The following is a 24954-nucleotide window of genomic DNA, read 5'->3' on the forward strand; positions in this document are numbered from 1 at the left end:
GATTCGAGATTCGAGATTCGTAGAATGGTGTTCCTAGAACATGAAGAAGCCAGCAAATATGCTGGCTTCTTCATTTCTTGATGTTGCTCTTACTCGAGACTGCTCTTTCTCGCACCTCGCCTCTCGCTATTCCATCCACACCTTCCACGCATCCCGCACAACCTCGCGCTCTTCAAGAAAGCTATCATCTGCAATTTCAACCGACGCATCGAGCAGGTTAAGGCGGTGGATTTCATCACGCATGGTGGTGTAAGCATCGCGCAGTTTGAGCGCTTGTGCCGTATCGAGAATGCCCACTTGCGCCATGTCTTCAAGGATACGGACGTTGTCACTCCAACGTGTGAGTGCCCCTTCATCATGACTGTTCGCGAGCACCAGATATTGCGTTAAAAACTCAATATCCGTGATACCACCAGGGTCTTGCTTGATGTGGAATTTGTCTTTTTCTTTGCTGCCGAGGTGATCGCGCATTTTGATGCGCATGTCTGCCACATCTTTGCGCAGCGCATCGCGATCCCTTTCCTTGGTCAGCACCTGTTTGCGTACATCGGCAAAGCCTTTCGCCAGCAGCGCATCGCCGAAAATCATGCGCGTACGCACCAAAGCTTGATGTTCCCACGTCCACGCTTCGGTGTTTTGATATTCAAGGAAAGATTCTACCGTCGTCACCAACATACCGGATGCGCCCGACGGACGAAGGCGTGTGTCGATGTCATACAACACGCCCGAGGCCGTGCGCGTGGAAAACAAGTGAACAATGCGTTGCGCCAAGCGAAGATAGAACTGACGACCATCAATTTCTTTAGGCCCATTTGTATACACGTTATCAGGACAATCATGCAGGAACACCACATCCAGATCCGAGTTATACCCCAGTTCAATGCCGCCCACTTTGCCATAACCAATGACAGCAAAGCCGCGACCATTGCGATCCGTAAGGTGCGAAGGCTGGCCATACTTTTCAGCCATTTGATACCACGCCTGATTCACCACCGCTTCCACGATCGCTTCGGCTAAGTAGGTCAGGTGATCACTCACTTCCATCACCGGCAGCACATCCGCAATGTCAGCCGCCGCAATACGTAGCAATTGAGTTTGCTTATATTGGCGGATCATCTCCATTTGCTGTTCCATGTCCTCCTCGGGGATCCGAGCCAGAAATTCGAACAACTCATTGCGGTATTGATCCAACGGCGTTGGATTATAAAGGTGTTGAAGATCCAACAACTCATCAAGCAAAATCGGGAAAGTCGACAGTTGCTCTGCCACCATCGGGCTAGCGCCGCACAGTCTCACCAACTGCGCAATGGCACTGTGGTGCTCATCCAGTAACTCAAGATACGTGGTACGCGTGGCAATGCTCACCAACAATTTGAGCACGCGCTCAAGCACCGCGAATCCATCATCGCGACACAGGATCTGACTCAGCACAACAGGCATCAAACGGTTAAGCACTTCTCGGCCACGCGGCCCAAGGGTGCGTTTGGCAAGCTCCTGTTTAAAGCTCAGCAGTGCATTGGCTTTTTCCGTCGGCGACTTGGCATTCATGTCTTGAAGGATCTTCTCGACAAGCTCTGTGTCGCGCGCGGCATCCCACACTTCACCAAAAACATCATCTACTTTGGCTTCGTCGCTGTTTTCTTCCTCGCCAATCAGATCATCAAACACATCATGAACACCTTTCATGTGCGCAAGGATCTTGGTGTGCAAATCGTCCCAACAGGATTCCCCCATCGCGATAGCAAGGCGCAATTGATCCAAGCTGTCATCTGGCAAGGTTTGGGTTTGTTTGTCGCCAATGCCCTGCAGTAAGTTTTCAGTGCGGCGAAGGTAGCGGTATGACGCCTCAAGTGTGTCCACATCTTCGGGTGGCAACATGTTGAGGGTCTTGATGGCATCTAAGGTGATAAACAGGCCACGTTGACGCAAAGACGGATCGCGACCGCCGCGGATCAACTGGAAAGATTGCGCGATAAACTCCACTTCACGGATCCCCCCCGCGCCAAGCTTGATGTTGTTGGTCAAGCCACGACGACGTACTTCGCTGCGGATCATGGCTTTCATGCGGCGCAGTGATTGGATCGCACTGAAATCGATATAGCGGCGGAACACAAACGGACGCAGCATTTGGCGTAACGTTTGGTAGCAATCAAATTGCTCCTTGCCCATCACCCGCGCTTTGATCATCGCGTAGCGTTCCCAGTCTCGACCTTGTTCTTGGTAGTAATCTTCAAGCGCGGCAAAACTCATGACCAAAGGCCCGCTGTCACCAAAGGGGCGCAGCCGCATGTCTACGCGATAACAAAAGCCATCAAAGGTTTGTTGATCCAACGCTTTGATCAAACGCTGACCGAGACGGGTAAAGAACTGTGCATTGGAGATACTGCGGCGTGCGCCTTCCGTTTCTCCGTTCTCAGGATAGGTAAAAATAAGATCGATGTCAGAAGAGAAATTAAGCTCGCCGCCACCCAATTTCCCCATGCCGAGGATCAACATGGGTTGCGCATTGCCTGCGTCATCGCGAGGGGTTCCCCACTCTTTGCAGCAGTAACGGTAAAGCCAACCGTAGGCTTCCATGATCATGGACTCTGCCAGTTTAGACAGGTGAGCGAGGCTATCATCAAGACTCATCGCATCGTTAAAATCATGCCACGCAAGCCACACCATTTCCTGGCGGCGAAAACGGCGCAGTTCACGCATGATACCGTTTTCATCAATCTGGCTATCCAGTCTTTCTTTTAAACGCTGGCGATACGCTTTTCGGCGTGGTCCAGAAGCGAGGTTATCTTTCAGCCAAGGCAGCAGGGTTGCATCATGCAGCATCGACTCAGAAATGAAGTCACTCAGTGCTAAGGTGCGGCTCAGCAATTCACGCTGCTCACCTTGCCATTGTGCGAGGTTTTCCGCTTGCGTTTCAGACAACGCATCCAATGCGCGAGTTGCGCGATGTTTAAGTTCAGAAGGCAGTGACATGTATTCCTTTCCTATCAGCCACGAGTCCAAGACGTTACTCACCACAGTACCATAAAAAAGCCCACACAATCGGTGGGCTTCTTCAAACACTCAGACATGTTTTACCATGCTTCAGGCAAAATGTTTCGAGTGCTTCAGATACACACAACGCAGGCTCACTACACGGCGAACTCTTTGATTTTTAGATCAAGTTGGTTTGCGTTGTTTTGCATGCTGCCGGAGGTTTCCGCAAGTTCAGTGACGACAGTAACCGACGCCTCCACCAGCTCTCTCACATTGGTCAAGTTCAAGTTCATTTCATCCGCCACTGAGGCTTGCTGTTCCGCCGCAGAGGCAATATGGAAGTTCATGTCGTTGATTTGGCCAATTTGTTCAACGATAAGATTAAGCTCTTCGCCCGCCTTACTCACCGATTCCACACTCTCAACCGCTTCAATCACGCTTTGCTCCATCAAGCCAACGGCTTGCTGCGCAGAAGATTGCAACTGAGTGATCATGTCTTGAATCTCGACCGTCGCTTTTTGCGTGTTTTGGGCAAGGTTACGCACTTCATCTGCCACCACCGCAAAGCCTCGACCCGCTTCACCTGCGCGCGCCGCTTCAATGGCGGCATTCAAGGCAAGTAGGTTTGTTTGCTCGGAAATACCTTGGATAGTCACCACCACAGAGCTGATGCGATCAACACGTTCTTCAACTTGGTTCACCGCGCTGGCAGATTCACGAATGTCGTCAGACAGCTTGTTGATCGTCCCAATGGTGCTGCTCACATAACGCTGTCCGCTAATCGCTTGCTCACGTGAACTCTCCGTTGCTTGCGATGCAGCGCGAGCATGTCCAGCCACACTTTGCACTGTCGAGGTCATTTCGCTCATCGCAGACGCTAGCATATCTATTTCGCCGAACTGCTCTTTGGCCGACTCACGCGTTTCGTCCATGCTAATCGTCATCACTTCCGTCATACCAAAAAGCTCTTCTGACGAATCACGCTGGGCTTTTATCATGTTGGCGAGTTGCGAACGCGTCGATTCAAGTTCACGCGCTAACTCACCGAACTCATCGTTGCAATTCATGATGACCGGCTGACTTAAATTCTTACGCGCCATGCCGCGAATGCATTCAATCAAATAGTTAATTTGGCGAAGCATCAAACGGCTTCCACCCAACAGAATCACCATGAATGCCACAATCATCAAGGCAGTCTGCCAAGCAACTTGCACTAAGTAAGCCTGATAGTAATGGCTTGCCGCTGAATCAGGCTGAGATGCAATGGCTACCCAATCCGTACCCGACACGGGAATAGCGATGCCGTGACGATCGTCATTCGCAAGGTGGTAAACAAACTCACTGCGCGTATTCTTTAATTGTTCAGCCAAGTTTGTGCCGTTCTCTAAGCGCAGATTCAGTCCCTTAAAATCAGAAATGCTCGGGTGCGCTAACACCTCACCAGAACGGGCATTCGCAAGGTAGACATATTCTTGCTCTGAACTGGTGGCATTTTCTCGGGTCAATACGCGTTCAAGTAACGCCGTGCCCTCGGGTAACGTCAGCAACTCTTTGGTTAATTCCGCACTGCGAATCGCTTGAGTACGGCTTTGACTTTCAGTGATCTCAGTAACCGATTCACGAAACGCGTTCGCATCCCAAAGCTGCTTCGCCGTGAGCAGTAGCGTGCTGAAAACCATCAGCAGAATAAGTTTAGGGACGAGTTTGATGTTACTGACAGCCTTTTCCCAAGGCTTGAAGATCATCTGAGACATTCTTTTGGCTCCTTGATGTGCAAATCCTCCACACTGAGAGACAGCATGGTGATACAGAAGATGGCGCAAGCGTGCTAAATTCACGTTCTATAGCGGCGTTCAACAAAAGGAATTGAGCAGTGGCAGACAGCCAAGCGCAAAATTTAGATCTGAATCCAATGAGTTTGCTGAGCTTGCTGCTCTCTTTCGTTTCATTGTGCGTAGTGAGCACAATTTTATTGATACCGAACGATGATCCTCTTTATACCCTACTCCTAGGCATTGACACTTTAATTTGTATGGTTTTTCTGCTCCAAATCGCCATACATTTTCTCAAAACTGATAACAAAGTCACTTATCTAAAAAAACATTGGGTCGATATTCTCGCCAGTATTCCTGTGATAGAAGCGCTCCGTTTTGCACGTATCTTCCAGATCTTCCGCGTACTGCGCTTACTCAAAGCCAGCCAACCCCTGTTCACCTACATGAACGAAAACCGAAGCGAGACCACGCTCGCCAGCATCTTATTGCTACTGACCGTTCTGATATCGGCAGGGTCTGCCTCTATTTTCGCCTTTGAAAGCCACTCACCCGATGCCAATATCGACAACTTTACCGATGCGATTTGGTGGATGTTCGTGACCATTTCCACCGTGGGTTATGGCGATTATTACCCTGTGACGCCAGCAGGTCGTGCCGTCGCCATCATAGTGATCATGTGTGGTGTGGGGATCTTTGGTGCGATCACAGGCTTAGTGACCTCTTATGTCACCAAGCCCGAGCAAAAAGAACAAGAGAGAGAGCAACACCGACGTGCAGCTCTTGAATTGTTGCTCGCCCAGCAAGAAGAAATATTGCACCGATTGGCCGCCATTGAAACGCGACTAGATGAGACAAAAAGCGGGCTGCAGGTTCCATCTGATAAAGACTTGCCCAATAAACCCTAGATAAAAAAATAGCGCCGATAAGGCGCTATTTTCTACGTATGTATTTGCTTCGCAAAAGAGCGTGCACGCTAAGGCGTGATGCTTACACTTCCCAGTATGGCGTTAACGCGACACCGATTTGGCGGCTTTGCATCATGGCATGAAGCAAAGACTCCTCTTTACGGGTCAGCCACTTTTCAATCTGCGCACAGTCATCTTCATCAAACTCGCTCGCAAGCTTACGAACAGGTTCGAGCAGTTGAATGTCTTCGATGCCTTGCATCAAATCCAGCCAAGGCAGGCGGAAGGTTTCGCGATCGTCTTCATCATAAAGTAGCGCGACACAACAGCCCGACAGCAAATTACGCAACAGGCGTGGCAACTGATCCAGATACCCAAAGCGATCCAATTCGTTTTCAAGCGCGAAGACACTCAATAACTCATCCCACGATACCGTTAGCGAACGGTTAGCAAAGCTACGAACTGGCTCAGCCAATTTATCGCGTACTTTGTCATCCACAAAAGGCTGCCAACCGCGCGTCAGGATCCAACGGCTAAGATCGAGCAACAGATTGCAATAACGTGATGAATGGAAAAGCGCCAGCATTTCACTGCGCTCTGGCAACGCTTCATAGCGCTCGCCCAGTTTCACCAACAGTGGCTTCTGGCTGTTCAATTTTCGTAGGAAGTAGCCCTTGTCGCTTTGAAGACGGGTAATCGCACGCGCTTCAAACACCCAATCCAGCTCGCCTTCAAGCCATTGAAGCTCTTGACGCAACAGCGCACTCGCACGACGTGGAATCAAACCACCATAGAGCGCAAGAGCTTGTCGCACTAACCCCACGGCGTTGCAAATCTCTAAAATCGCATCCTGTTCAGGGCGTTCAACATAGATTTGCTCGTGGGAATGCCAATGTTCCAGTGCATGTTCTAGCGCTTTAACAAACGCTTGCTCGGTAGACTGCATGCCATCAATCGGCACCAAGCTTAACGCTTTAACGTTATCACCTTGATAATCAGTGGCTAATCGATAGCCACGCGCAGCCTTACTCAAGTTACCCAAACGTAACCCCCCTTTTTCTGCTAGCTCACGCGCTAACACAAACAAGGCATCGGTCTGGCCGGATTTGAGTTCGATCTCAACTTCACAAATCGGATCGTAACCACCGTTTTCAGTCGTGACGTCACCGCTATCAAACGCAAGTTCAACTTGGCTACTATCTGGCATCGCCACAAGCCATTGTTGGCGTTCAAAATCTGTAGAGAACAAAGGATTAATGTTGGCACCAAGCGCTTCTATATCGAAGCCATCAGGCCAAGCATCTGCGGGAATAAGGGAAAGATCGGGAGCCGGAGAATCGAGTTCTGCATTATACTCTGGACGCTGATGTAGACCAGCCACTACACGGCCTGCTGTCTTCAGCGTTTGTACATACACGTCATCATAACGTCGGACTCGAAGACCGATATCATGCTGGCGTAGCAAATAATCCGGGGTGTCGTAATAGATGTTGCCGAGGTTTCGCTGGCGTTGCTGCAAGACCTTTAAATCGGCAACTTTGTCTCGAATTTGGCGTGAAAAATCGGATGAGACAAAAAACTTTAACTCTATCTCAGTTTCCATAAAGGGACCCATAACCAATAGCAGAACAAGGATATGGGCAATTGCTTAGACGAGCAAGAACCTTTCATTGATCTGAACCAGTTTCATTGCAATTGTGATTGCGCTAACATTCGCCGCTCGATTTATCATCGTTTGAAATTTAGTCTCTACGCAGACTATAAAGGTAGATACGGCTATGCCAGTAAATACAATTATGGGGCTATTTGCAAAAAGCCCGCTGAAACCACTTCAGACCCACATGAGCCGCGTTAGCGAATGTTGCTCACAGTTGGTGCCTTTCTTTGACGCCTGTGAAAATGGGGATTGGGAAAAGGCGGCTGAAATTCGCCACCAAATTTCTACCCTCGAAAAAGAGGCTGATAATCTGAAGCGAGAAATTCGCCTCAAACTCCCTCGCGGTCTGTTCCTTCCTGTAGACCGTACCGACATGTTGGATCTTGTTACTCAACAGGACAAACTCGCCAACCTTGCTAAAGACATCTCAGGCCGTGTTATCGGTCGTCAATTGCAGATGCCTTCTCCTCTTTACACCGATTTTGTTGCGTATGTGCAAAGGTGTCTCGATGCTGCCGATCAAGCGCGTCGTGTCATAAACGAGCTAGACGAACTACTCGAAACAGGCTTTAAAGGACGTGAAGTCACACTGGTCGAAGAAATGATCAATCAACTGGATACCATCGAAGACGATACTGACTCGATGCAAATCCTTCTTCGTCAGAAACTGATGTCCATCGAACACCAATACAACCCGGTTGACGTCATGTTCCTGTACAAAATTCTCGAATGGGTCGGTGAAATTGCTGACCAAGCACAACGTGTTGGCTCTCGTTTAGAGCTCATGCTTTCGCGTTCTTAGTGCGACAATCAACGAATTAATAACAAGGTATAACAATGGAAATCCTGGCGAATTACGGCACCATTATTATTTTGGTGGCCGCGGCTTTTGGTTTCATGATGGCAATTGGTATTGGTGCAAATGACGTCGCCAATGCAATGGGTACGTCGGTAGGCTCTAAAGCACTGACCGTTAAACAAGCCATCATCATTGCGATGATTTTTGAATTCGCTGGCGCATATTTAGCTGGCGGTGAAGTCACCGACACGATCCGAAAGGGTGTGATTGAAACTTCGCTCTACGCGAATCAGCCCGAAATCCTCGTTTACGGCATGATGTCTGCACTTCTTGCAGCAGGCACATGGCTACTGTTGGCATCCTTCATGGGCTGGCCTGTATCAACCACTCACTCCATCATCGGTGCCATCATCGGTTTTGCGTGTGTGTCTGTGGGTACAGAAGCAGTAGATTGGAGCTCAGTGCAAGGCATCGTAGGTAGCTGGATTGTTACCCCGCTGATTTCAGGTCTGTTCGCTTACATTATCTTCATCAGTGCCCAGCGCCTGATTTTTGATACCGACAACCCCCTGATCAATGCAAAGCGTTTTGTCCCTGTGTACATGTTCTTGACTGCGCTAATCATCGCCATGGTTACCATCAAGAAAGGCCTTAAGCATGTAGGTCTGCACCTAACAACGGGTGAAGCCGTGATGGTGTCTGTGGCTGTTTCTGTCTTGGTCATGCTATTTGGCTACTTCTATATCGCCCGCAAATACGCAGACAACTCTGCGACTTCTGCGAACGGCTACGAAGGTGTAGAGCGCGTATTCAGCTTGCTCATGGTTGTCACGGCGTGTGCCATGGCATTCGCACACGGTTCAAACGACGTAGCAAACGCGATTGGTCCACTATCCGCTATCGTGTCTACTGTTGAAAACATGGGCGCAATCACCGAGAAAGCACAGATTGCTTGGTGGATTTTACCTCTTGGCGGTATCGGTATCGTTGTGGGTCTTGCTACGCTCGGCCACAAGGTAATGGCAACCGTGGGTACAGGTATTACTGAACTCACACCAAGCCGTGGTTTTGCCGCACAGCTAGCAACCGCATCTACCGTTGTATTGGCATCGGGCACAGGCCTGCCAATCTCAACCACGCAAACATTGGTTGGTGCAATTTTAGGTGTTGGTTTTGCTCGTGGTATTGGTGCGTTGAACCTCGGTGTTGTTCGTAACATCGTGGCATCTTGGGTCGTTACCCTACCAGCAGGTGCGTTACTTGCCGTTGTCTTCTTCTACGTGATGCGCGCAGCGTTCGGCGTATAAGAAGTCCATTTCCGTCACGTTTTTGTGCGGTGATGTCAGTCTTCGGTCAAAAAAGGGAGGTTATGCCTCCCTTTTGTTGTACCTGAGGGGTAAAATTTTTTAGTATCTGACACAAACAGATATTCGCGACCAACCAAAGGAATAAACCGTGAAGCAACTTTTTTCTGCTCTGGCTGTGATTTTGATGCTTGTAGTACCAGCCGCCCATGCGCAGGACAACTACATCTCCGATGAACTATTCACCTACATGCATTCAGGTCCGGGTACCCAGTTCCGTATTATTGGCAGTATCGATGCGGGCACGAAAGTTACCATTGTGGATAGAAACCGCAACGCTGGTTACACGCAAGTTCTTGATGAACGTGGCCGTAAAGGTTGGGTTGAAAGCAAATACGTGTCGAATCAAGCGGGTCTTAAAACACGCGTACCTGCACTTGAGAAAGAACTGACGCAAGTGAAATCAGCACTGTCGAATGCGCAAGGCGATTCAGAAGCGAAAACCAAAGGCTTGATTGAATCTCTCGAACAGCGCAACACACAGCTAAAAGAACTTGAAACGCACACCAGCGAGTTGAACCAAAAACTGATCGACGCACAAAGCGAAATTCGCGAACTGCGCGCGCGTATCGATACGCAAAAGGATGACCTTCTCATGCGTTGGTTCACCTACGGCGCAATGGTTGCTGGAGCAGGTCTGCTGTTTGGTCTGATTCTTCCGCACCTTATTCCACGTCGTAAGAAGCGTAATAACGGTTGGGCGTAAGCATCTACCTCTGAATACGAAAAAAGCCGCTGATGCGGCTTTTTTGATATTCAGAGCAGAGAGAGCAGAGAGAGCAGAGAGAGCAGAGAGAGCAGAGAGAGCAGAGAGAGCAGAGAAATGTTGAACATCTTCATTCTCAAGCTCCCGCTTTTTTTGTCGCTTTTACTGCTCTTTCTCTGTTTTGCTCTTTCTCTAATCTGCTCTTTCTAAATTCTGCTTTTTCTCGACTCTGCTCTCTCTCGATTCTGCTCTTTCTCAACTCTGCTCTTAATCACCAACTCGTCAGCGCAGGTATCGCAATCAGCGAGTCTTCAAACTGCACCACGACTTGTTGAGGTTCAATGCCACGGAGCAACACGCCGTCTGCGACGAACTGCCCTTCTTTCGTCTCTCGCCCATTGACCTTCACCCAACTGCGTTTTGCATCAGACGCATAGATGTGGGTTTGAAAATCCATCTTCGGCAAGCGGTCGAACATTTGTGATGAGATATCGGCAATCGAGACGACATTGCTCGTCCCATCTGTGCGTTCAAGCTTGGCATCCAGTCCTCTTGTGCGGTCGCCGCCCAACGCGTTTTGCACCTTCAACGCCAATTCAGGTGACAGCGATGAGAGATCCAGATCTTCTAGGTTTAAATCACCATCAGGGTTACTCGACCCATTGCCCGATGCGGTAATGGTGGTGACCTCTGCATTTGCTTCCGTCACCGGCTTTTCAGACGAGGCACTCGCTTTTTCTGCCGATTGGCTAGCATTGCTCGTCGGTGCTGGCTTGGTGATAGCAACCACAACAGGTTTAGGCTCAGGAAGTGGCGTAAGTGCCAGCGAGGTGTCACTGGTCATTGGTAACACAACAATGTCACCTTGCGCCAATGCCGCAGACTCGGATTGCGTCGCTTCGATGCTGCTCGCCAATGTTGGCCCCGGCAGGGTTAATACCGTGTCCAGCACCATCAAGGTAATGGGCCCTGCATAGCCATCAGCATCCAAGCCTTTGCTGCGTTGGAAGTCTCTGACTTTTGCGCGCAGGTTCGGCCCGAAACGATCAGAGGGAACGCCAGTTTCCCCTAACACTAAATTCAAACGTTGATCTAGCCAGCGAACGCGCTCGCTGCGTTGACCAATGGATAAGGTGGCTGGGTTCGCTTGCGGTGGACGCCAAAGCAGGAGTGCATCACCCGTCCACGCTTGTTTGAAAAACGCCTCACTCACCATCACGCGTTGTCCGCCAGATAGCAACTCAAACTGCCCATTCCCCATGCCGTACAACACAGCAAACCAACGCTGCCCGACAGGGCCGTTCATGGTCAGAACCGCAGGTCGGTCGATACTGAGCAACTGCGTTAACGGTAAAGTGGCTTTATAACAAGCAAGCTCACCGCGCACGTCGCTCGAACAACCAGCCGCAAGCACATCCGCTTCAAAACCCCACAAGCGATAGAGCGCTTGCATCGCAGAACCTGCACTCAAACTTTGTTTCGCTAACTCTGCGAACGCCACCGTTTCAACCGTGGCAGGCAGATTCGAAAGGCTTTGCGGCGCGGATGCCTGCCCAGAGGAAGCATCCGGTGTTGATGCGTCACGCTCAGGCGATTTCTTGATGGCCACATCCACGACAATGGGCGCTGGCACCTCTTTCACTGTCGGGGCTGGCACACGTTCTGTTTGCACCTGAGACGCACTGTTTGCATTCGCCACCGTCGGCGCAGGTGACGTGTTGCCGTCGAGCCCCCAACGAATGGCCACTGCTAACAAAGCGGCACCGCCAATCGCGCCAAGGTAAACCGGCCAGTAACGCATAAATCCATGGCGTTCAGCATGGCTCGACACACTCTGCCAGTGCAGCACTTCCTTACTGGCTTTGGTGGCAATTTTCGCGGTAATGCGTTGCTTGGAATCTCGATGCGCCATTTTTAACGACTGGTCACACACGAGGTTAATCAATCTTGGAATACCGCCACTTTCACGAGCAATGACTTTGAACGCGCCATCATCGAATAATGGGTCTAGCCGATCGGCACAACTCAGACGGTGCAAAATGTACTGACGTACTTCTTGTGCCGTCAGCGGCATTAAGTGGTAACGGGCAGTAATGCGTTGTGCAAGCTGACGTAAGTGCTGCTGACGAAGCATTTCTTGCAGCTCAGGCTGACCAATCAAGATCACCTTAAGCAGCTTGCGTTGTGAGGTTTCGATGTTGGTGAGCAAACGCAGTTGCTCCAACACATCCGGCATCAAATGCTGCGCTTCATCCACCAGCAAAATGGTTTGAATGCCTTGCTGATCGTTATCATGCAATTTTGCAGAGATGGCGTCGTTCAGATGCTTAAAGCCATCGTCTCGCGCGTATTCAATCCCAAGTTCATCACACAGGGTCTGCATCAATTCCAGCACGGACACACTAGGGTTGAGGATCGTCGCTACTTGGCTTTGCTCAGGCATGCGCTCAAGCAAGGCTTTCATGGTCGTGGTTTTCCCCGTACCCACTTCCCCTGTCAGCAACGCCAAACCGCCACCATCTTCTATGCCAGAGAGCACATGGCTCAACGCCTCTTTATGGCGTTCGCTAAGGAAATAGAATTTTGGGTTTGGCACAATCGCGAATGGCGACTCTGAAAGCCGGAAAAAGTCTTGATACATGGGAAGTTCTCTACGTCCTCAATGCTGTCCGTTAAGCTCGCCAAAGTAGCGTGACACCTTATGCATGTAAAGGTGAACACCTCCTATGACCGACTATTCGGGCGCAGGTTCGCACCTTTTACACACATCGCGCTAAACGTCGAACGCATAACGGGTGGTTTGGTGAATCTGCAGGGTTTATCATGATCTTATTATCGCTTAATAACTGGATAACAATGTGAATACCTTCCTTGTGGGTGGCGCAGTACGAGATACATTGCTCGGGCTCGATGTAAAAGACAGAGATTGGGTCGTTGTCGGCGCTGACATCAAGACCATGCTGAAAGCAGGCTACCAACAAGTTGGGGCGGACTTTCCCGTTTTCTTGCACCCTAAAACCCATGAAGAGTACGCACTGGCTCGCACTGAACGAAAATCAGGCCAAGGCTATACCGGCTTTGTGTGCGACTTCGCACCTGATGTGACGCTTGAAGAAGACTTGCAGCGCCGTGACCTCACCATTAACGCCATCGCCCAAGCCGATGATGGCACCTTGGTTGACCCCTACGGCGGCAAAACCGACCTCGACAATAAAATCCTGCGTCATGTCTCACCTGCTTTTGTGGAAGATCCACTGCGCGTGTTGCGCGTGGCACGCTTCGCCGCCCGTTTTCACGATCTGGGTTTTACGGTTGCTGATGACACCATGTCACTCATGCGCACCATTGCCGAAAGTGGCGAATTAGATGCACTCACCCCAGAGCGAGTTTGGATTGAATGGGAGAAATCCCTGTCGACGCCGCGCCCAGATATTTTCTTGCGTGTGCTGCGTGATTGCGGCGCACTGGCGGTCGTGCTACCTGAAATCGACGCGCTGTTTGGCGTGCCGCAACCCGAGCAATGGCACCCAGAAATTGACACTGGCATTCACACCCTCATGGTCGCGCGCCAGGCTGCAACGCTCACTGATGACACCTGCATCCGCTTCGCGGCCCAAATGCATGACCTCGGCAAAGCCCTTACGCCGCAAGCGGAGTGGCCAAGCCATAGAATGCACACATCAACGGGCAAAGTGCCCGTAAAAGCCGTGTGTGACCGTGTACGCGTCCCCAACGCCTATCGCGATGCCGCATTGCTGGTCTGCGCCGAACACACCAACGTGCACAATGCCGGCGAGCTGAAAGCCTCCACCTACATCAAGATATTCGACCGCAATGATGTGTGGCGAAAACCCGAACGCGTTACCCAACTGGCCGTCGCCAGCCAAGCCGATCACCAAGGGCGCACAGGGTTTGAAGATCGCCCGTATCCCCAAACCGACTGGCTGCTTGGCGCGTTTGACGCCGCAAACAGCGTGGATGTAAAACCCATCGTGGCAGAAGGCTTTACAGGCCAAGGCATTCGCGAAGAACTGACGCGCAGACGTGTGGTGAGTGTTGCGAAGTATTTGGAAAAGGTAAGAAACTAGGGCTGGGTCTTAGGTTCTAGGTTCTAGGTTCTAGGTTCTAGGTTCTAGGTTCTAGGTTCTAGGTTCTAAAGAACAGATTACCAACCCCGCAAAAACAAAAAAGCTGCCATCGGCAGCTTTTCTTTTACTAGGCTCTAGAAACGTTTCTTCCTAGGACCTTCTTTTCCCGCTCTTCCTAACCTGCTTATCGCGTTGCAAGGAACGCTGCCAAGCCTACGCCCAGCACAATGCGGTAGATAACGAAGGGTTTCATGCCCATGGTCGTAACCAGTTTCAAGAACCAATGAATACAGATGTAGGCGCTCACGAACGACACAAACACACCCACAAGGATCGGAGACCACATCACAGGGACATCGCTTTTGATCAAGCCAAGACCAAGGTAGCTGCCTGCCAATACAATGATTGGGATCGACATCAGGAATGAGAAACGTGCAGCCGCTTCACGGGTGTAGCCCAAGTAAAGCGCCATGGTCATGGTTGCGCCAGAGCGTGACGTACCAGGGATCATTGCCAGCGCTTGCGACAAGCCAATCAGCAGAGCAGATTTTGGCGTGGTCTTGTATTCATCGATTTCACATTTCGCATTGTTGTCCACCCACCAAAGCAGAAGACCAAACACTATACAGGTCACCGCGATAACCCACGCAGAACGCAGATAAATCTCAATGATGTCTTTCATGAACAAACCGAAGATACAAGCAGGAATGGTCGCCAGAGCAATCATCCACGCCAAGGTCGCATCAGATGAGCGTTCGCCTTTGAAGATAGAGCGGAAGAATGCGCCAAGCAGCTGAGTCACTTCTTTACGGAAATAGCCAACAACTGCCAGAAGCGTACCTACATGCACGGCCACGTCGAAAGCCAGGCCCTGATCTTGCCAACCAAGAATTTCAGAAGGGAGGATAAGGTGTGCAGAGCTAGAAACAGGAAGGAATTCCGTCAGCCCCTGAATTAAAGCCAACGCAAAGGCTTCAAACATACTCATAGTTAGTCGTCACTTAAAGGTTAAAAAGAAAAAGGTTTCTACACAGAAAAATCAGTTACAGGCCAGAGTGGCTGCTCATCAGAGAATGCATTCCATGCTTGTTCGTACGTTTGCGTGTCACCAGGAATCACTTGTTCAGGACACAACTCAGCGAGAGGCCAGAGTGTGAAAGCAAACTTATAGACATCCTTACGTGGCAATGTCGGCCCTTCAGCCTGAACACGGTCGCCATAGGTCAGTAGGTCAATGTCTAATGTACGATCACGAAACTTCACCGCATCACGCTCACGGCCCCAGCGCGATTCGATTTCTCGAAGCGCTGCAACAATGCCTTCCAGCGTTAGATCGGTATGAAGTTCAACGACAAGGTTATAAAAATTAGGGCCTTCAAAGCCCACAGGTACAGCTTCAAACACACGGGAACTGCGACAATTCGCATCGAGTTCTTTCAGTGCAGCAATCCCTTCAACAATATGGCGTTCGCGTTCGATATTCGATCCAACACTCACCAATACCTGCGTACCTGCTCTTTGTGTCACCGTGTGCCTCGCTCAATGACTACACCAACAGCGCGAGCTTGTGGCACAGCTCCCGGTTTGCTGACTTTTACACGAATCCAAGAAACAGAAAATTGCTGCTGAATCAGCGAGGCAATTTCTTCTGCAACACGCTCAACCAACAAGAATCGGCCTTGTTCAATGTGCTGAATAACGGCATTGCTAACAGAGGCGTAATCTAGCGCGAAAGCCACGTCATCACTGTTAGCGGCAGGTTTGTTGTCATGACCCATTTCAATATCAAACACGAGCTTTTGTTTGATTTGTTGCTCCCAGTCGTACACACCAATGGTGGTAATGACTTCAAGCTGCTCAATAAATACTAAATCCATGTTCATCTAAATTTTTTCAGAGGTCGGATACCCATTATGCGCAAAAGCACGTAACATCGCTCACAGTCACATAACGAACCACACTATTGATACACAATGCACCGATACAACAGGTAGCCTTGTGTTTTGTGCGCGAACTATAGCAAGTTCTCGCCGCCCTAGCGAATGTTCAAAGTTGGATGATGGAATGACCGCACTTGGAATGCTGATGATTGTTGCCGCTTATCTACTGGGTTCAATATCCAGTGCGGTGTTGATCTGTCGGTTGTATGGGTTACCCGACCCACGAGACCAAGGCTCAGGCAACCCTGGCGCAACGAATGTCTTTCGATTGGGCGGTCGATTAGCCGCAGGATTGGTGTTGTTGTGTGACATGCTCAAAGGCACGATCCCCGTCTGGATCGCCTACCTCATCGGCATCAACCCGTTCATGCTGGGCTTGATTGGTATAGCGGCCTGCTTAGGCCACATCTACCCTATCTTCTTCCACTTCCGAGGCGGAAAAGGTGTCGCCACTGCACTGGGTGCCATCGCCCCTATCGGCTTGGATCTCACTGGTGGTTTGCTACTCACTTGGCTTGTCGCGGTGTTAGTCACCGGCTTCTCCTCTGCAGGCGCATTAGCGACCGCACTGATTGCTCCTTTCTTTACCTGGCTCGTAAAACCGCAATTTACAATGCCCGTCGCCATGTTGGCGTGTCTGATCATTTTCAGGCATCAAGAAAACATTCGTCGGTTGTTGAATGGGGAAGAGACCAAGATTTGGCATAAGAACAAAAAGCGCAGGGAAGAGAAGGAAGAGCAGGAAGAGCAGAGCGGTCCTAGTTCCTAGGAACAGCAAAAGCACTCAAGCAACCTGCTAGCAAACATCAGATTCAAAAAAAGCGGCCCTAGCACCTAGGTCCGCTTTTTCTTTTCCCAGAACCGACTCAGTTCTTAAGGTTTAATCGTCATCAACTGGTCAATCGGCCAACGTGGGAAACCTTTCACGCCCAAATCGTTGTGCTCGCCATTTTTAAGGCGCTGCATACCTGCGTACGCAATCATCGCACCGTTGTCGGTACAAAACTCAGTACGTGGGTAATACACTTCACCGCCGAGCGACGTCATCAAAGCTTCAAGCTTCACGCGTAAATGACGGTTAGCACTCACGCCACCCGCAATCACAAGACGCTTCATGTGGCACTGTTTCAACGCACGCTTACATTTGATTGCCAGCGTATCCACAACGGCATCTTCAAATGCGCGCGCAATGTCCGCACGGGTTTGATCGTCATTATCGTTCGCAGCGATGGTGTTGGCCGTAAAGGTTTTCAAGCCCGAAAAGCTAAAGTCCAAGCCCGGCACCGTTGTCATTGGGCGAGGGAACGTGAAGCGAGCGCTGTCACCTTTCTCAGCCAGTTTCGACAACAATGGACCACCAGGGTAATCCAAGCCCATCAGCTTCGCGGTTTTATCAAACGCTTCGCCCGCAGCATCATCAATGGATTCACCCAAGATCTGATACTCACCAATGGCCTTCACTTCAACCAACAAAGTGTGACCACCAGACACCAACAGTGCGATAAATGGGAACGGAGGCGGTGTGTCTTCCAACATAGGCGCAAGCAAGTGGCCTTCCATGTGGTGAACAGCTACTGCAGGCAGGTTCCACGCATACGCAAGACTACGGCCAATGGTTGCGCCCACAAGCAGCGCGCCAACCAAGCCAGGGCCCGCGGTATAAGCTACGCCATCAAGGTCGCTCGGCGTTAAACCGGCTTCCGCGAGCGTCGCTTTAATAAGAGGAATGGTTTTCTTCACATGATCGCGAGATGCCAGCTCCGGAACCACGCCACCGTAGTCCGCGTGCAGCTTTACTTGGCTATATAGCTGATGCGCTAAAAGCCCTTTTTCATCATCATAAATCGCAACGCCAGTCTCGTCGCACGATGTCTCGATGCCCAGAATTCGCATAACACCTCAGCTCTCTTGGATCCCAGATCGATCCGCGATCGATCTGCCAGTTTCAAAAACAGGCCGCAATATTACATGCGCCCGATCAAATTCACCAGTTATGCTTTACAAGCGCCCCTGTATCGGATTAGAATTCCGCACCATTTTTAATCAAAGCTGGTCATTTTGTCTCCAGCGATTACTGATACAACCCCTGAGGTGAAAGGCATATGCCAGTAGTTAAAGTACGTGAAAACGAACCATTCGACGTAGCACTGCGTCGCTTCAAGCGCTCTTGTGAAAAAGCAGGTATTCTTTCTGAAGTTCGCCGTCGTGAGCACTTCGAAAAGCCAACTACCGTTCGCAAACGCGCTAAGGCTGCCGCTGTTAAGCGTCACCTGAAGAAGCTGGCTCGTGAGAACGCACGCCGCGTTCGCCTGTACTAATTACGATTAATACAGGAATTGTGAAATGGAATTGATTAGTCGCATTAAGAGCGAACAAATTGTAGCGATGAAGGCGAAAGATAAACCTCGCCTTGGCACCATTCGTTTGGTTATTTCTGCAGTAAGACAACAAGAAATCGACGGTCAGAAAACTCTGAACGACGAGGAAGTGTTGGCAGTTTTAGTCAAAATGGTTAAGCAACGTCGCGATTCCGTTTCTCAATACCAGTCAGCAGGTCGTGATGACCTTGCTGATGTGGAATTGGCTGAAATCTCTGTTTTGGACGAGTTCATGCCACAACCACTCAGCGACGACGAAGTGGATGCAATGGTTAAAGAAGCCATTGCAGCCTCTGGTGCGAGCTCCATGCAAGACATGGGCAAAATCATGGCCATCCTGAAACCACAAGTTCAGGGCCGTGCTGACATGGGAAAAATTAGCCAATTGGTTAAAGCTAATCTGGCGTAAATTTTTTCCAACCTGCAAACAAGCCGTGCTATCCAATTGCGGAATGCGCGGCTTGTTCGTATCTTATTGGTAGTAAAAATCAAACATGCTTCGGCATGTATTTTTATTTATCGACTCGCCCAAATTCATCGACTAAACAATAGGTTATGGCAGGAAAAATCCCACGTGCTTTCATTGATGATCTACTCGCCCGACTGGACATAGTCGAGCTAATAGACGCACGTGTGAAACTCAAAAAGCAAGGCAAGAACTACGGTGCCTGCTGCCCTTTCCATAACGAAAAAACACCGTCTTTTTCCGTCAGCCAAGAAAAACAGTTCTATCATTGTTTTGGTTGTGGCGTGCACGGCAATGCCATCGACTTCGTCATGGAGTTCGATCGCCTTGAATTCGTTGAAGCCATTGAAGAGCTCGCCTCTCAACTCGGCGTTGACGTCCCTCGTGAAAACGACAGCGGTGCCCCAAAAGGCCCGTATGCACGAAGCGATCAGAAACGCGACCTTTACCAAATGATGGGGCAAATTGCCCAGTTCTATCAAAGCAGCCTGCGCACCGAAGCAGGACATGTAGCGATTGACTATCTTAAAGGGCGTGGGCTTTCTGGCGAAATCGTACAAAAGTTTGGTGTTGGTTTTGTTGCCGATGAATGGGATCAAGTTCGAACCCGTTTTGGTAAAGATAACGAGAGCCAGAAAGCATTGGTCTCTACCGGCATGTTGATTGAAAACGACAATGGCCGACGTTATGACCGATTCCGTGGACGTGTTATGTTTCCCATCAGGGACAGACGCGGTCGCGTGATTGGCTTTGGTGGTCGCGTGTTAGATGACGGCACACCCAAATACCTCAACTCACCAGAAACGCCTATATTCCATAAAGGGCGTGAGCTATACGGGCTTTACGAAGCGCTACAAGCGCACCGTGAACCGAAACAGCTCATGGTCGTTGAAGGCTATATGGATGTAGTCGCACTCGCACAGTTTGGTGTGGATTACGCCGTCGCCTCATTGGGCACAGCAACCACAGCCGAACACATGCAGACCCTGTTCCGTCAAACCTCCAACGTCATCTGTTGTTATGATGGAGACCGCGCGGGACGAGAAGCAGCATGGCGTGCCATGGAGCAAGCCCTACCGCATTTGAATGACGGACGCCAACTCAAGTTCATGTTCTTGCCTGATGGCGAAGACCCTGACTCCATGGTCCGAAAAATAGGAAAAGACGCCTTTGAAGCAGATCTTGCCGCAGCAATGTCGCTTTCAGAGTTTTTGTTTTCTACCCTTATGGAGCAGGTTGATAGCAGCAGCCAAGAAGGCAAAGCGAAATTAACCACGCTAGCCGTACCACTGATAGACAAAGTGCCTGGTGGCACATTAAGACTCTATCTCCGTAATATGCTTGGACAAAAGCTCGGATTACCTGACGAACAGCAGCTCGAAAAGCTGATCAGTCAACAAGGTAAAGCACAGGCTCGCAAGCCATTACCCGAGATGAAGCGCACGCCAATGCGTGAGGTAATCACCCTATTATTGCAAAACCCACGTTTTGCAGAATCGCTTCCCCCGCTAGGCGGAATGGATGATCTCAACATCCCAGGTCTTAAATTATTTACGACCATGCTTGAACTCTGTATGCAGCGTCCCAATATTACTACAGGACAGCTGCTCGAATTCTGGCGCGGCACCGAACAAGAAGCATTGTTAGCCAAGTTGGCCAGTTGGGAACTCCCCATCAATGAGTACAATGCATTAGATGTATTTTTAGATTCACTGGACAAGATTCTTGCGCAGTGTGTCTCACAGCAAATAGACAAGTTACAAGCAAAAGACCGAAGCGTCGGCTTATCAGCCGAAGAACAGCGGGAATTGTGGCTATTAATCCAAAGCCGTCCCGACTAGAAAGTAGTCAGCACTATTGTAATTTGCTAGAATTGGAAGTTTGCGCTCCCGCATACTAAATTCTTCACTCAGACCCGAAGTTGGATATCGTCTATGGATCAAAATCCGCAGTCACAGCTAAAGTTGCTTGTCGCAAAAGGTAAGGAGCAAGGCTATCTAACCTATGCAGAAGTTAATGACCACCTACCAGAAGACATTGTCGACTCCGATCAGATAGAAGATATTATTCAGATGATCAACGACATGGGTATTCAGGTAGTGGAAACCGCTCCTGATGCCGATGAGCTAATGATGTCTGAAACTGTAGCCGACGAAGATGCCGTCGAAGCCGCAGCTGCAGCATTATCAAGCGTTGAATCTGAGATAGGTCGTACAACTGACCCAGTGCGCATGTATATGCGTGAAATGGGTACGGTTGAACTGCTTACTCGTGAAGGCGAAATTGACATCGCCAAGCGCATCGAAGACGGTATTAACCAAGTACAGGTTTCAGTCGCCGAATTCCCAGGCTCAATCAGCTACCTGCTCGACCAATTTGATAAAGTTGAAGCAGAAGAGCTACGCCTAACAGACATCATTTCTGGCTTTGTTGACCCAAGCCAAGACGACATCGCACCAACCGCAACACACATTGGTTCAGAACTGAGCCAAGAAGAGTTGGACGATGAAGACAAGAATGATGATGATGATGACGAAGAGGAAGAAGATACGGGCATCGACCCGGAGCTTGCTCGTGAGAAGTTCAACGAACTTCGCGTGTCATACGAAAACATGCAAGCCGCGATTCAAAAGAATGGTCGCTTCCATGCCGATACAGCAGGTTCAGTCGCCGAGCTGTCTGAAACGTTTAAACAGTTCCGTCTAATCCCGAAACAGTTTGACCGTCTTGTTACCCAAATGCGCAACACCATGGACCGCGTACGCACGCAAGAGCGTCTTGTCATGCGTCTATGTGTTGACCAAGCAAAAATGCCGAAGAAAACCTTCGTACAATTGTTTGCAGGTAACGAATCGTCAGACAGCTGGTTAGATCAAGCTCTGTCTTCAGACAAACCGTTTGCTGAACGTATGAAGCAATACGAAGAAGATCTTCGTCGCTGCGTACAAAAACTGAAAATCATCGAAGACGAAACCGGCTTGAACGTTGAGCGTATCAAAGACATCAGCCGTCGTATGTCTATCGGTGAAGCAAAAGCACGCCGTGCGAAAAAAGAAATGGTAGAAGCAAACTTGCGTCTAGTAATCTCCATCGCGAAGAAGTACACCAACCGTGGTCTACAGTTCCTGGATCTGATCCAAGAAGGTAACATCGGTCTAATGAAAGCGGTCGACAAGTTCGAATACCGCCGTGGTTACAAATTCTCGACGTACGCAACGTGGTGGATCCGTCAGGCAATCACACGTTCAATCGCTGACCAGGCACGTACCATTCGTATCCCTGTTCACATGATTGAAACCATCAACAAACTGAACCGTATCTCTCGTCAGATGCTTCAGGAGATGGGCCGTGAGCCACTGCCAGAAGAACTGGCAGAGCGCATGCAAATGCCAGAAGACAAAATCCGTAAGGTACTGAAGATCGCCAAAGAGCCAATCTCCATGGAAACACCAATCGGTGATGATGAAGATTCGCATCTGGGTGACTTTATCGAGGATACCACCCTCGAACTGCCAATGGATTCAGCAACCATGAACAACCTACGCATGGCAACCAGCGAAGTACTTGCTGGCCTAACGCCACGTGAAGCGAAAGTTCTGCGTATGCGCTTTGGTATCGACATGAACACCGACCACACGTTAGAAGAAGTGGGCAAACAGTTCGACGTAACGCGTGAGCGTATCCGTCAGATTGAAGCGAAGGCACTGCGTAAGCTGCGCCATCCAAGCCGCTCAGAAGTGCTTCGTAGCTTCCTAGACGAGTAATTCGACTGGTTCGAACGTAAAAAATGAGAAGGCGAGCACAGCTCGCCTTTTTCATATCCAAGAATCGGTTTAAGTGGCTAAAATCCATACTGATTAGGGCATGGTTGCGTCTAGACACCCTACCCGCGTTCCCCTATAATCAACCGCCTACACGGCCCCTTAGCTCAGTGGTTAGAGCACTCGACTCATAATCGATTGGTCCCCAGTTCAAGTCTGGGAGGGGCCACCATATACAGCAAGGCCTGAGGGGTTAGTAACCACTCAGGCCTTTCGCGTTTTTTAGCTCTGTGTAGCACCTGTGTAGCAGATTTTTGCTATAACAGACGCTCGTTATAGCACCGTTATAGCAAAAACCTCCTCTTTCTAGCCTCCCCCTTTAGCTTTCCAAAAATAGAACCTTCTCGATAACTCATCACGCTTCAATATGCGCTTTTTTGCAATGGTCGTAATCTAGCGATAAATGATGAATACGGAAGGAAATCCAAACATGCGCTATTACCTCATCACAACGCACCAACGGCCTAAGTTTTATCGTGCAAATGGAAGTGTTGTTGACGCTGAGTTGTCTTACGTCGATAAGAAAGAAATCAGGACGCTAAACGCAAACGGTGAACTGAGCATTCAGACCATAGAAGGCTGTAGAGGAAATGATTTACTCTCAGACAAGAGCGGCACGTGGATAATCCGTAATATGGATGATGCTATCGCAACACTTGAGAAAGCAGCGGTTTACCCTTTTGAGAGCAAAGAAGCCGCAAGACAGCATGCAAAGCAGCTAGAGATAACTTCCTTCAAGTATCTACCCGTGCCCTGAGGTTTTAACGCTAGATTGGTTGAGGGTAGATTGAACGGCTCACCTAGAAGTTAAAACCGTTCAAATCACATACGCTAACCACAAGGGATAACAACCTCGGTTTCTTGGGTGTCAGTATACTGAATCTTCAAACAATCCAATGTCCAGTTCTGGCGAATATGGCTAGCTTTGAAGAAAAGTATTCCTTCGCCTTTGAATCCTTCAATACCATACTCCATTTCGGCAAAGCCCTCTGATTCAGGACCACCAAGCTTTCCATGCTTCAAAGAGTAATCATATGGAATACCAATATTGGCTTTGAAAGATTCATTCTTCTCAAGCGTCGCTAGAGCTAGCTCAGTGGAGGGAGAATTATCAAACTCATGAGTCAGGAAGTTGGTGAAGACAATGGAAAACAAAACGAGAACACCAATATAGGCAAGCGCCGCTCGCGACCATCTTTTTTGGGATGCCTTGAACGCTTCGACACTCTCCCACTCGTTGTTTTTCCATGCCCACTCATTGCCTTTCGCACCCACAACAAACAGATAAAAAACACCGAAAAATGGGAAGAGCACCCATAAGGTTCTGTAGCATCTAAAACGTATGCCCCAAATGATATTGAGGAGTAACGCTCCCCAATTCCAGCCCCTAATTTCATCTGGAATTTGCTTGTCACTCACCGCTATATCTTCCTCTTACTTGGACTAACCGATTCAAAGCCAATGAGCTTTGACCTTTATCTCAAAAGGAAGGTAGCAGGGTTTATCATTGCGGCTCTACGCTGATTACCGTGGTTGCGATTCACTCCAAAATACAGTTATTCACAGAACTCCAAGTAAAAGCACATTTGCCACTAGGACAAATGCCACTCGTTGACGCGGGTAATGATAGTTTTCCCGCCTGCTGAGATACCTTTGAGTACCTTTAAAAGCTCCTCGTCGCTGTACATGGAGCTTTTTACCTCTCCGGTCGCGTAATCAACGCTAAGTTCATAATGTGGCGCTATGGCTTGTTCTGTGCGCTTACAGCACTAGCTAGGATACACACTTTTAGAACAGCAATAAGGAGAAAAACTAAGCTCGCTACTGAGCCATTTGTTGGGAAGCGACCAATGAAACACCTAAACGCAGGGGCATTGTAAATTCCACAATTTAGATCCGAGATGTCTCTTTGCAAAACATGCAGCTGATCACAGGTGTGCGGGATACTGGCTAGCTCATTTTGAACAGAAGTGACATAGAGTGAGTGATCTAAGCTTGATTTAGACCATATGTTACGTGTTTGGTTGTTTAACATACAACCAAAGGAACATCAGATTAAAGGCCTTGAGCAAAATTAGA

General features: G+C 49.4%; 19 protein-coding genes, 1 tRNA gene and 1 pseudogene. 12 read left to right on the forward strand and 9 right to left on the reverse strand.

The window, feature by feature from the left end:
* Positions 1 to 126 precede the first annotated feature (126 nt).
* Both glnE and BCT27_RS12240 read right to left on the reverse strand, forming a co-directional pair.
* Positions 127 to 2973, reverse strand: a complete 2847-nt coding sequence (gene glnE, locus BCT27_RS12235) for a bifunctional [glutamate--ammonia ligase]-adenylyl-L-tyrosine phosphorylase/[glutamate--ammonia-ligase] adenylyltransferase (protein WP_102395922.1) — start codon at positions 2971 to 2973, stop codon at positions 127 to 129.
* Between the two features lie 158 nt (positions 2974 to 3131).
* The gene (locus BCT27_RS12240; protein ID WP_102395923.1) at positions 3132 to 4730 is read right to left on the reverse strand and encodes a methyl-accepting chemotaxis protein; all 1599 of its coding nucleotides are present in this window, start codon (positions 4728 to 4730) and stop codon (positions 3132 to 3134) included.
* A 119-nt stretch (positions 4731 to 4849) separates the two neighbouring features.
* Here BCT27_RS12240 and BCT27_RS12245 point away from each other — a divergent pair, with 119 nt between their 5' ends.
* The gene (locus tag BCT27_RS12245) at positions 4850 to 5656 is read left to right on the forward strand and encodes a potassium channel family protein (RefSeq protein ID WP_102395924.1); all 807 of its coding nucleotides are present in this window, start codon (positions 4850 to 4852) and stop codon (positions 5654 to 5656) included.
* Between the two features lie 82 nt (positions 5657 to 5738).
* On the opposite strand, the gene BCT27_RS12250 is transcribed toward BCT27_RS12245, so the two are convergent.
* Entirely contained in the window at positions 5739 to 7259 is a 1521-nt protein-coding gene (locus tag BCT27_RS12250) for a CYTH and CHAD domain-containing protein (RefSeq protein WP_102316231.1), read from the reverse strand.
* A 175-nt stretch (positions 7260 to 7434) separates the two neighbouring features.
* On the opposite strand from BCT27_RS12250, the gene BCT27_RS12255 reads away from it, so the two are divergent.
* The 3 genes from BCT27_RS12255 (at position 7435) to BCT27_RS12265 (ending at position 10182) form a co-directional block, all read left to right on the forward strand.
* A complete protein-coding gene (locus tag BCT27_RS12255) occupies positions 7435 to 8115 on the forward strand; it encodes a TIGR00153 family protein (RefSeq protein ID WP_102316232.1) in 681 nt (226 codons plus the stop codon).
* A 35-nt stretch (positions 8116 to 8150) separates the two neighbouring features.
* Positions 8151 to 9419 carry an inorganic phosphate transporter gene (locus BCT27_RS12260; RefSeq protein ID WP_102316233.1) on the forward strand — a complete coding sequence of 423 codons (1269 nt, stop codon included), beginning with the start codon at positions 8151 to 8153 and terminating at the stop codon, positions 9417 to 9419.
* 148 nt (positions 9420 to 9567) lie between these two features.
* Positions 9568 to 10182 (forward strand): TIGR04211 family SH3 domain-containing protein, encoded by a 615-nt coding sequence (locus BCT27_RS12265; protein WP_102316234.1) that lies wholly within the window; start codon positions 9568 to 9570, stop codon positions 10180 to 10182.
* A 271-nt stretch (positions 10183 to 10453) separates the two neighbouring features.
* Here the strand turns inward: BCT27_RS12265 and BCT27_RS12270 are convergent, their stop codons facing one another.
* The gene (locus BCT27_RS12270; RefSeq protein ID WP_102316235.1) at positions 10454 to 12823 is read right to left on the reverse strand and encodes an AAA family ATPase; all 2370 of its coding nucleotides are present in this window, start codon (positions 12821 to 12823) and stop codon (positions 10454 to 10456) included.
* Positions 12824 to 13040: 217 nt separating this feature from the next.
* Between BCT27_RS12270 and BCT27_RS12275 the strand changes: the two genes are divergently transcribed.
* A complete protein-coding gene (locus BCT27_RS12275; RefSeq protein WP_102390537.1) occupies positions 13041 to 14270 on the forward strand; it encodes a multifunctional CCA addition/repair protein in 1230 nt (409 codons plus the stop codon).
* 184 nt (positions 14271 to 14454) lie between these two features.
* Here BCT27_RS12275 and BCT27_RS12280 read toward each other — a convergent pair whose 3' ends face one another.
* The 3 genes from BCT27_RS12280 to folB are packed head-to-tail and all read right to left on the reverse strand — an operon-like array spanning position 14455 to position 16153.
* Entirely contained in the window at positions 14455 to 15258 is an 804-nt protein-coding gene (locus BCT27_RS12280) for an undecaprenyl-diphosphate phosphatase (protein WP_102316237.1), read from the reverse strand.
* Positions 15259 to 15296: 38 nt separating this feature from the next.
* Entirely contained in the window at positions 15297 to 15797 is a 501-nt protein-coding gene (folK, locus tag BCT27_RS12285) for a 2-amino-4-hydroxy-6-hydroxymethyldihydropteridine diphosphokinase (RefSeq protein WP_102316238.1), read from the reverse strand.
* Positions 15794 to 16153 (reverse strand): bifunctional dihydroneopterin aldolase/7,8-dihydroneopterin epimerase, encoded by a 360-nt coding sequence (gene folB, locus BCT27_RS12290; RefSeq protein WP_017011936.1) that lies wholly within the window; start codon positions 16151 to 16153, stop codon positions 15794 to 15796. Before folB ends, folK begins: the two co-directional genes overlap by 4 nt.
* 181 nt (positions 16154 to 16334) lie before the next feature.
* Here folB and plsY point away from each other — a divergent pair, with 181 nt between their 5' ends.
* A complete protein-coding gene (gene plsY / locus BCT27_RS12295; RefSeq protein WP_102395925.1) occupies positions 16335 to 16979 on the forward strand; it encodes a glycerol-3-phosphate 1-O-acyltransferase PlsY in 645 nt (214 codons plus the stop codon).
* Positions 16980 to 17083: 104 nt separating this feature from the next.
* Here plsY and tsaD read toward each other — a convergent pair whose 3' ends face one another.
* The gene (gene tsaD, locus BCT27_RS12300) at positions 17084 to 18103 is read right to left on the reverse strand and encodes a tRNA (adenosine(37)-N6)-threonylcarbamoyltransferase complex transferase subunit TsaD (protein ID WP_102395926.1); all 1020 of its coding nucleotides are present in this window, start codon (positions 18101 to 18103) and stop codon (positions 17084 to 17086) included.
* A 209-nt stretch (positions 18104 to 18312) separates the two neighbouring features.
* Between tsaD and rpsU the strand changes: the two genes are divergently transcribed.
* The 6 genes and pseudogenes from rpsU to BCT27_RS12330 all read left to right on the forward strand — a co-directional run bounded on the left by rpsU (position 18313) and on the right by BCT27_RS12330 (position 23632).
* Positions 18313 to 18528 (forward strand): 30S ribosomal protein S21, encoded by a 216-nt coding sequence (gene rpsU, locus BCT27_RS12305; protein WP_002537656.1) that lies wholly within the window; start codon positions 18313 to 18315, stop codon positions 18526 to 18528.
* A 25-nt stretch (positions 18529 to 18553) separates the two neighbouring features.
* Positions 18554 to 18997, forward strand: a complete 444-nt coding sequence (locus BCT27_RS12310; protein WP_017014505.1) for a GatB/YqeY domain-containing protein — start codon at positions 18554 to 18556, stop codon at positions 18995 to 18997.
* 146 nt (positions 18998 to 19143) lie between these two features.
* Entirely contained in the window at positions 19144 to 20895 is a 1752-nt protein-coding gene (gene dnaG / locus BCT27_RS12315; protein WP_102316240.1) for a DNA primase, read from the forward strand.
* Positions 20896 to 20976: 81 nt separating this feature from the next.
* Positions 20977 to 22818, forward strand: a pseudogene (gene rpoD, locus BCT27_RS12320) (RNA polymerase sigma factor RpoD); the annotation flags it as partial.
* Between the two features lie 153 nt (positions 22819 to 22971).
* Positions 22972 to 23047: transfer RNA gene (locus tag BCT27_RS12325), tRNA-Ile, on the forward strand.
* A gap of 258 nt (positions 23048 to 23305) precedes the next feature.
* Positions 23306 to 23632, forward strand: coding sequence for a hypothetical protein (locus BCT27_RS12330; RefSeq protein ID WP_102395927.1), 327 nt, complete (start codon positions 23306 to 23308; stop codon positions 23630 to 23632).
* Positions 23633 to 23706: 74 nt separating this feature from the next.
* Here BCT27_RS12330 and BCT27_RS12335 read toward each other — a convergent pair whose 3' ends face one another.
* The gene (locus tag BCT27_RS12335; RefSeq protein WP_157939237.1) at positions 23707 to 24294 is read right to left on the reverse strand and encodes a cytochrome c oxidase assembly factor Coa1 family protein; all 588 of its coding nucleotides are present in this window, start codon (positions 24292 to 24294) and stop codon (positions 23707 to 23709) included.
* Between the last annotated feature and the right edge of the window lie 660 nt (positions 24295 to 24954).

The organism is Enterovibrio norvegicus, assembly GCF_002876705.1.
GTDB classification, from domain to species: domain Bacteria; phylum Pseudomonadota; class Gammaproteobacteria; order Enterobacterales; family Vibrionaceae; genus Enterovibrio; species Enterovibrio norvegicus_B.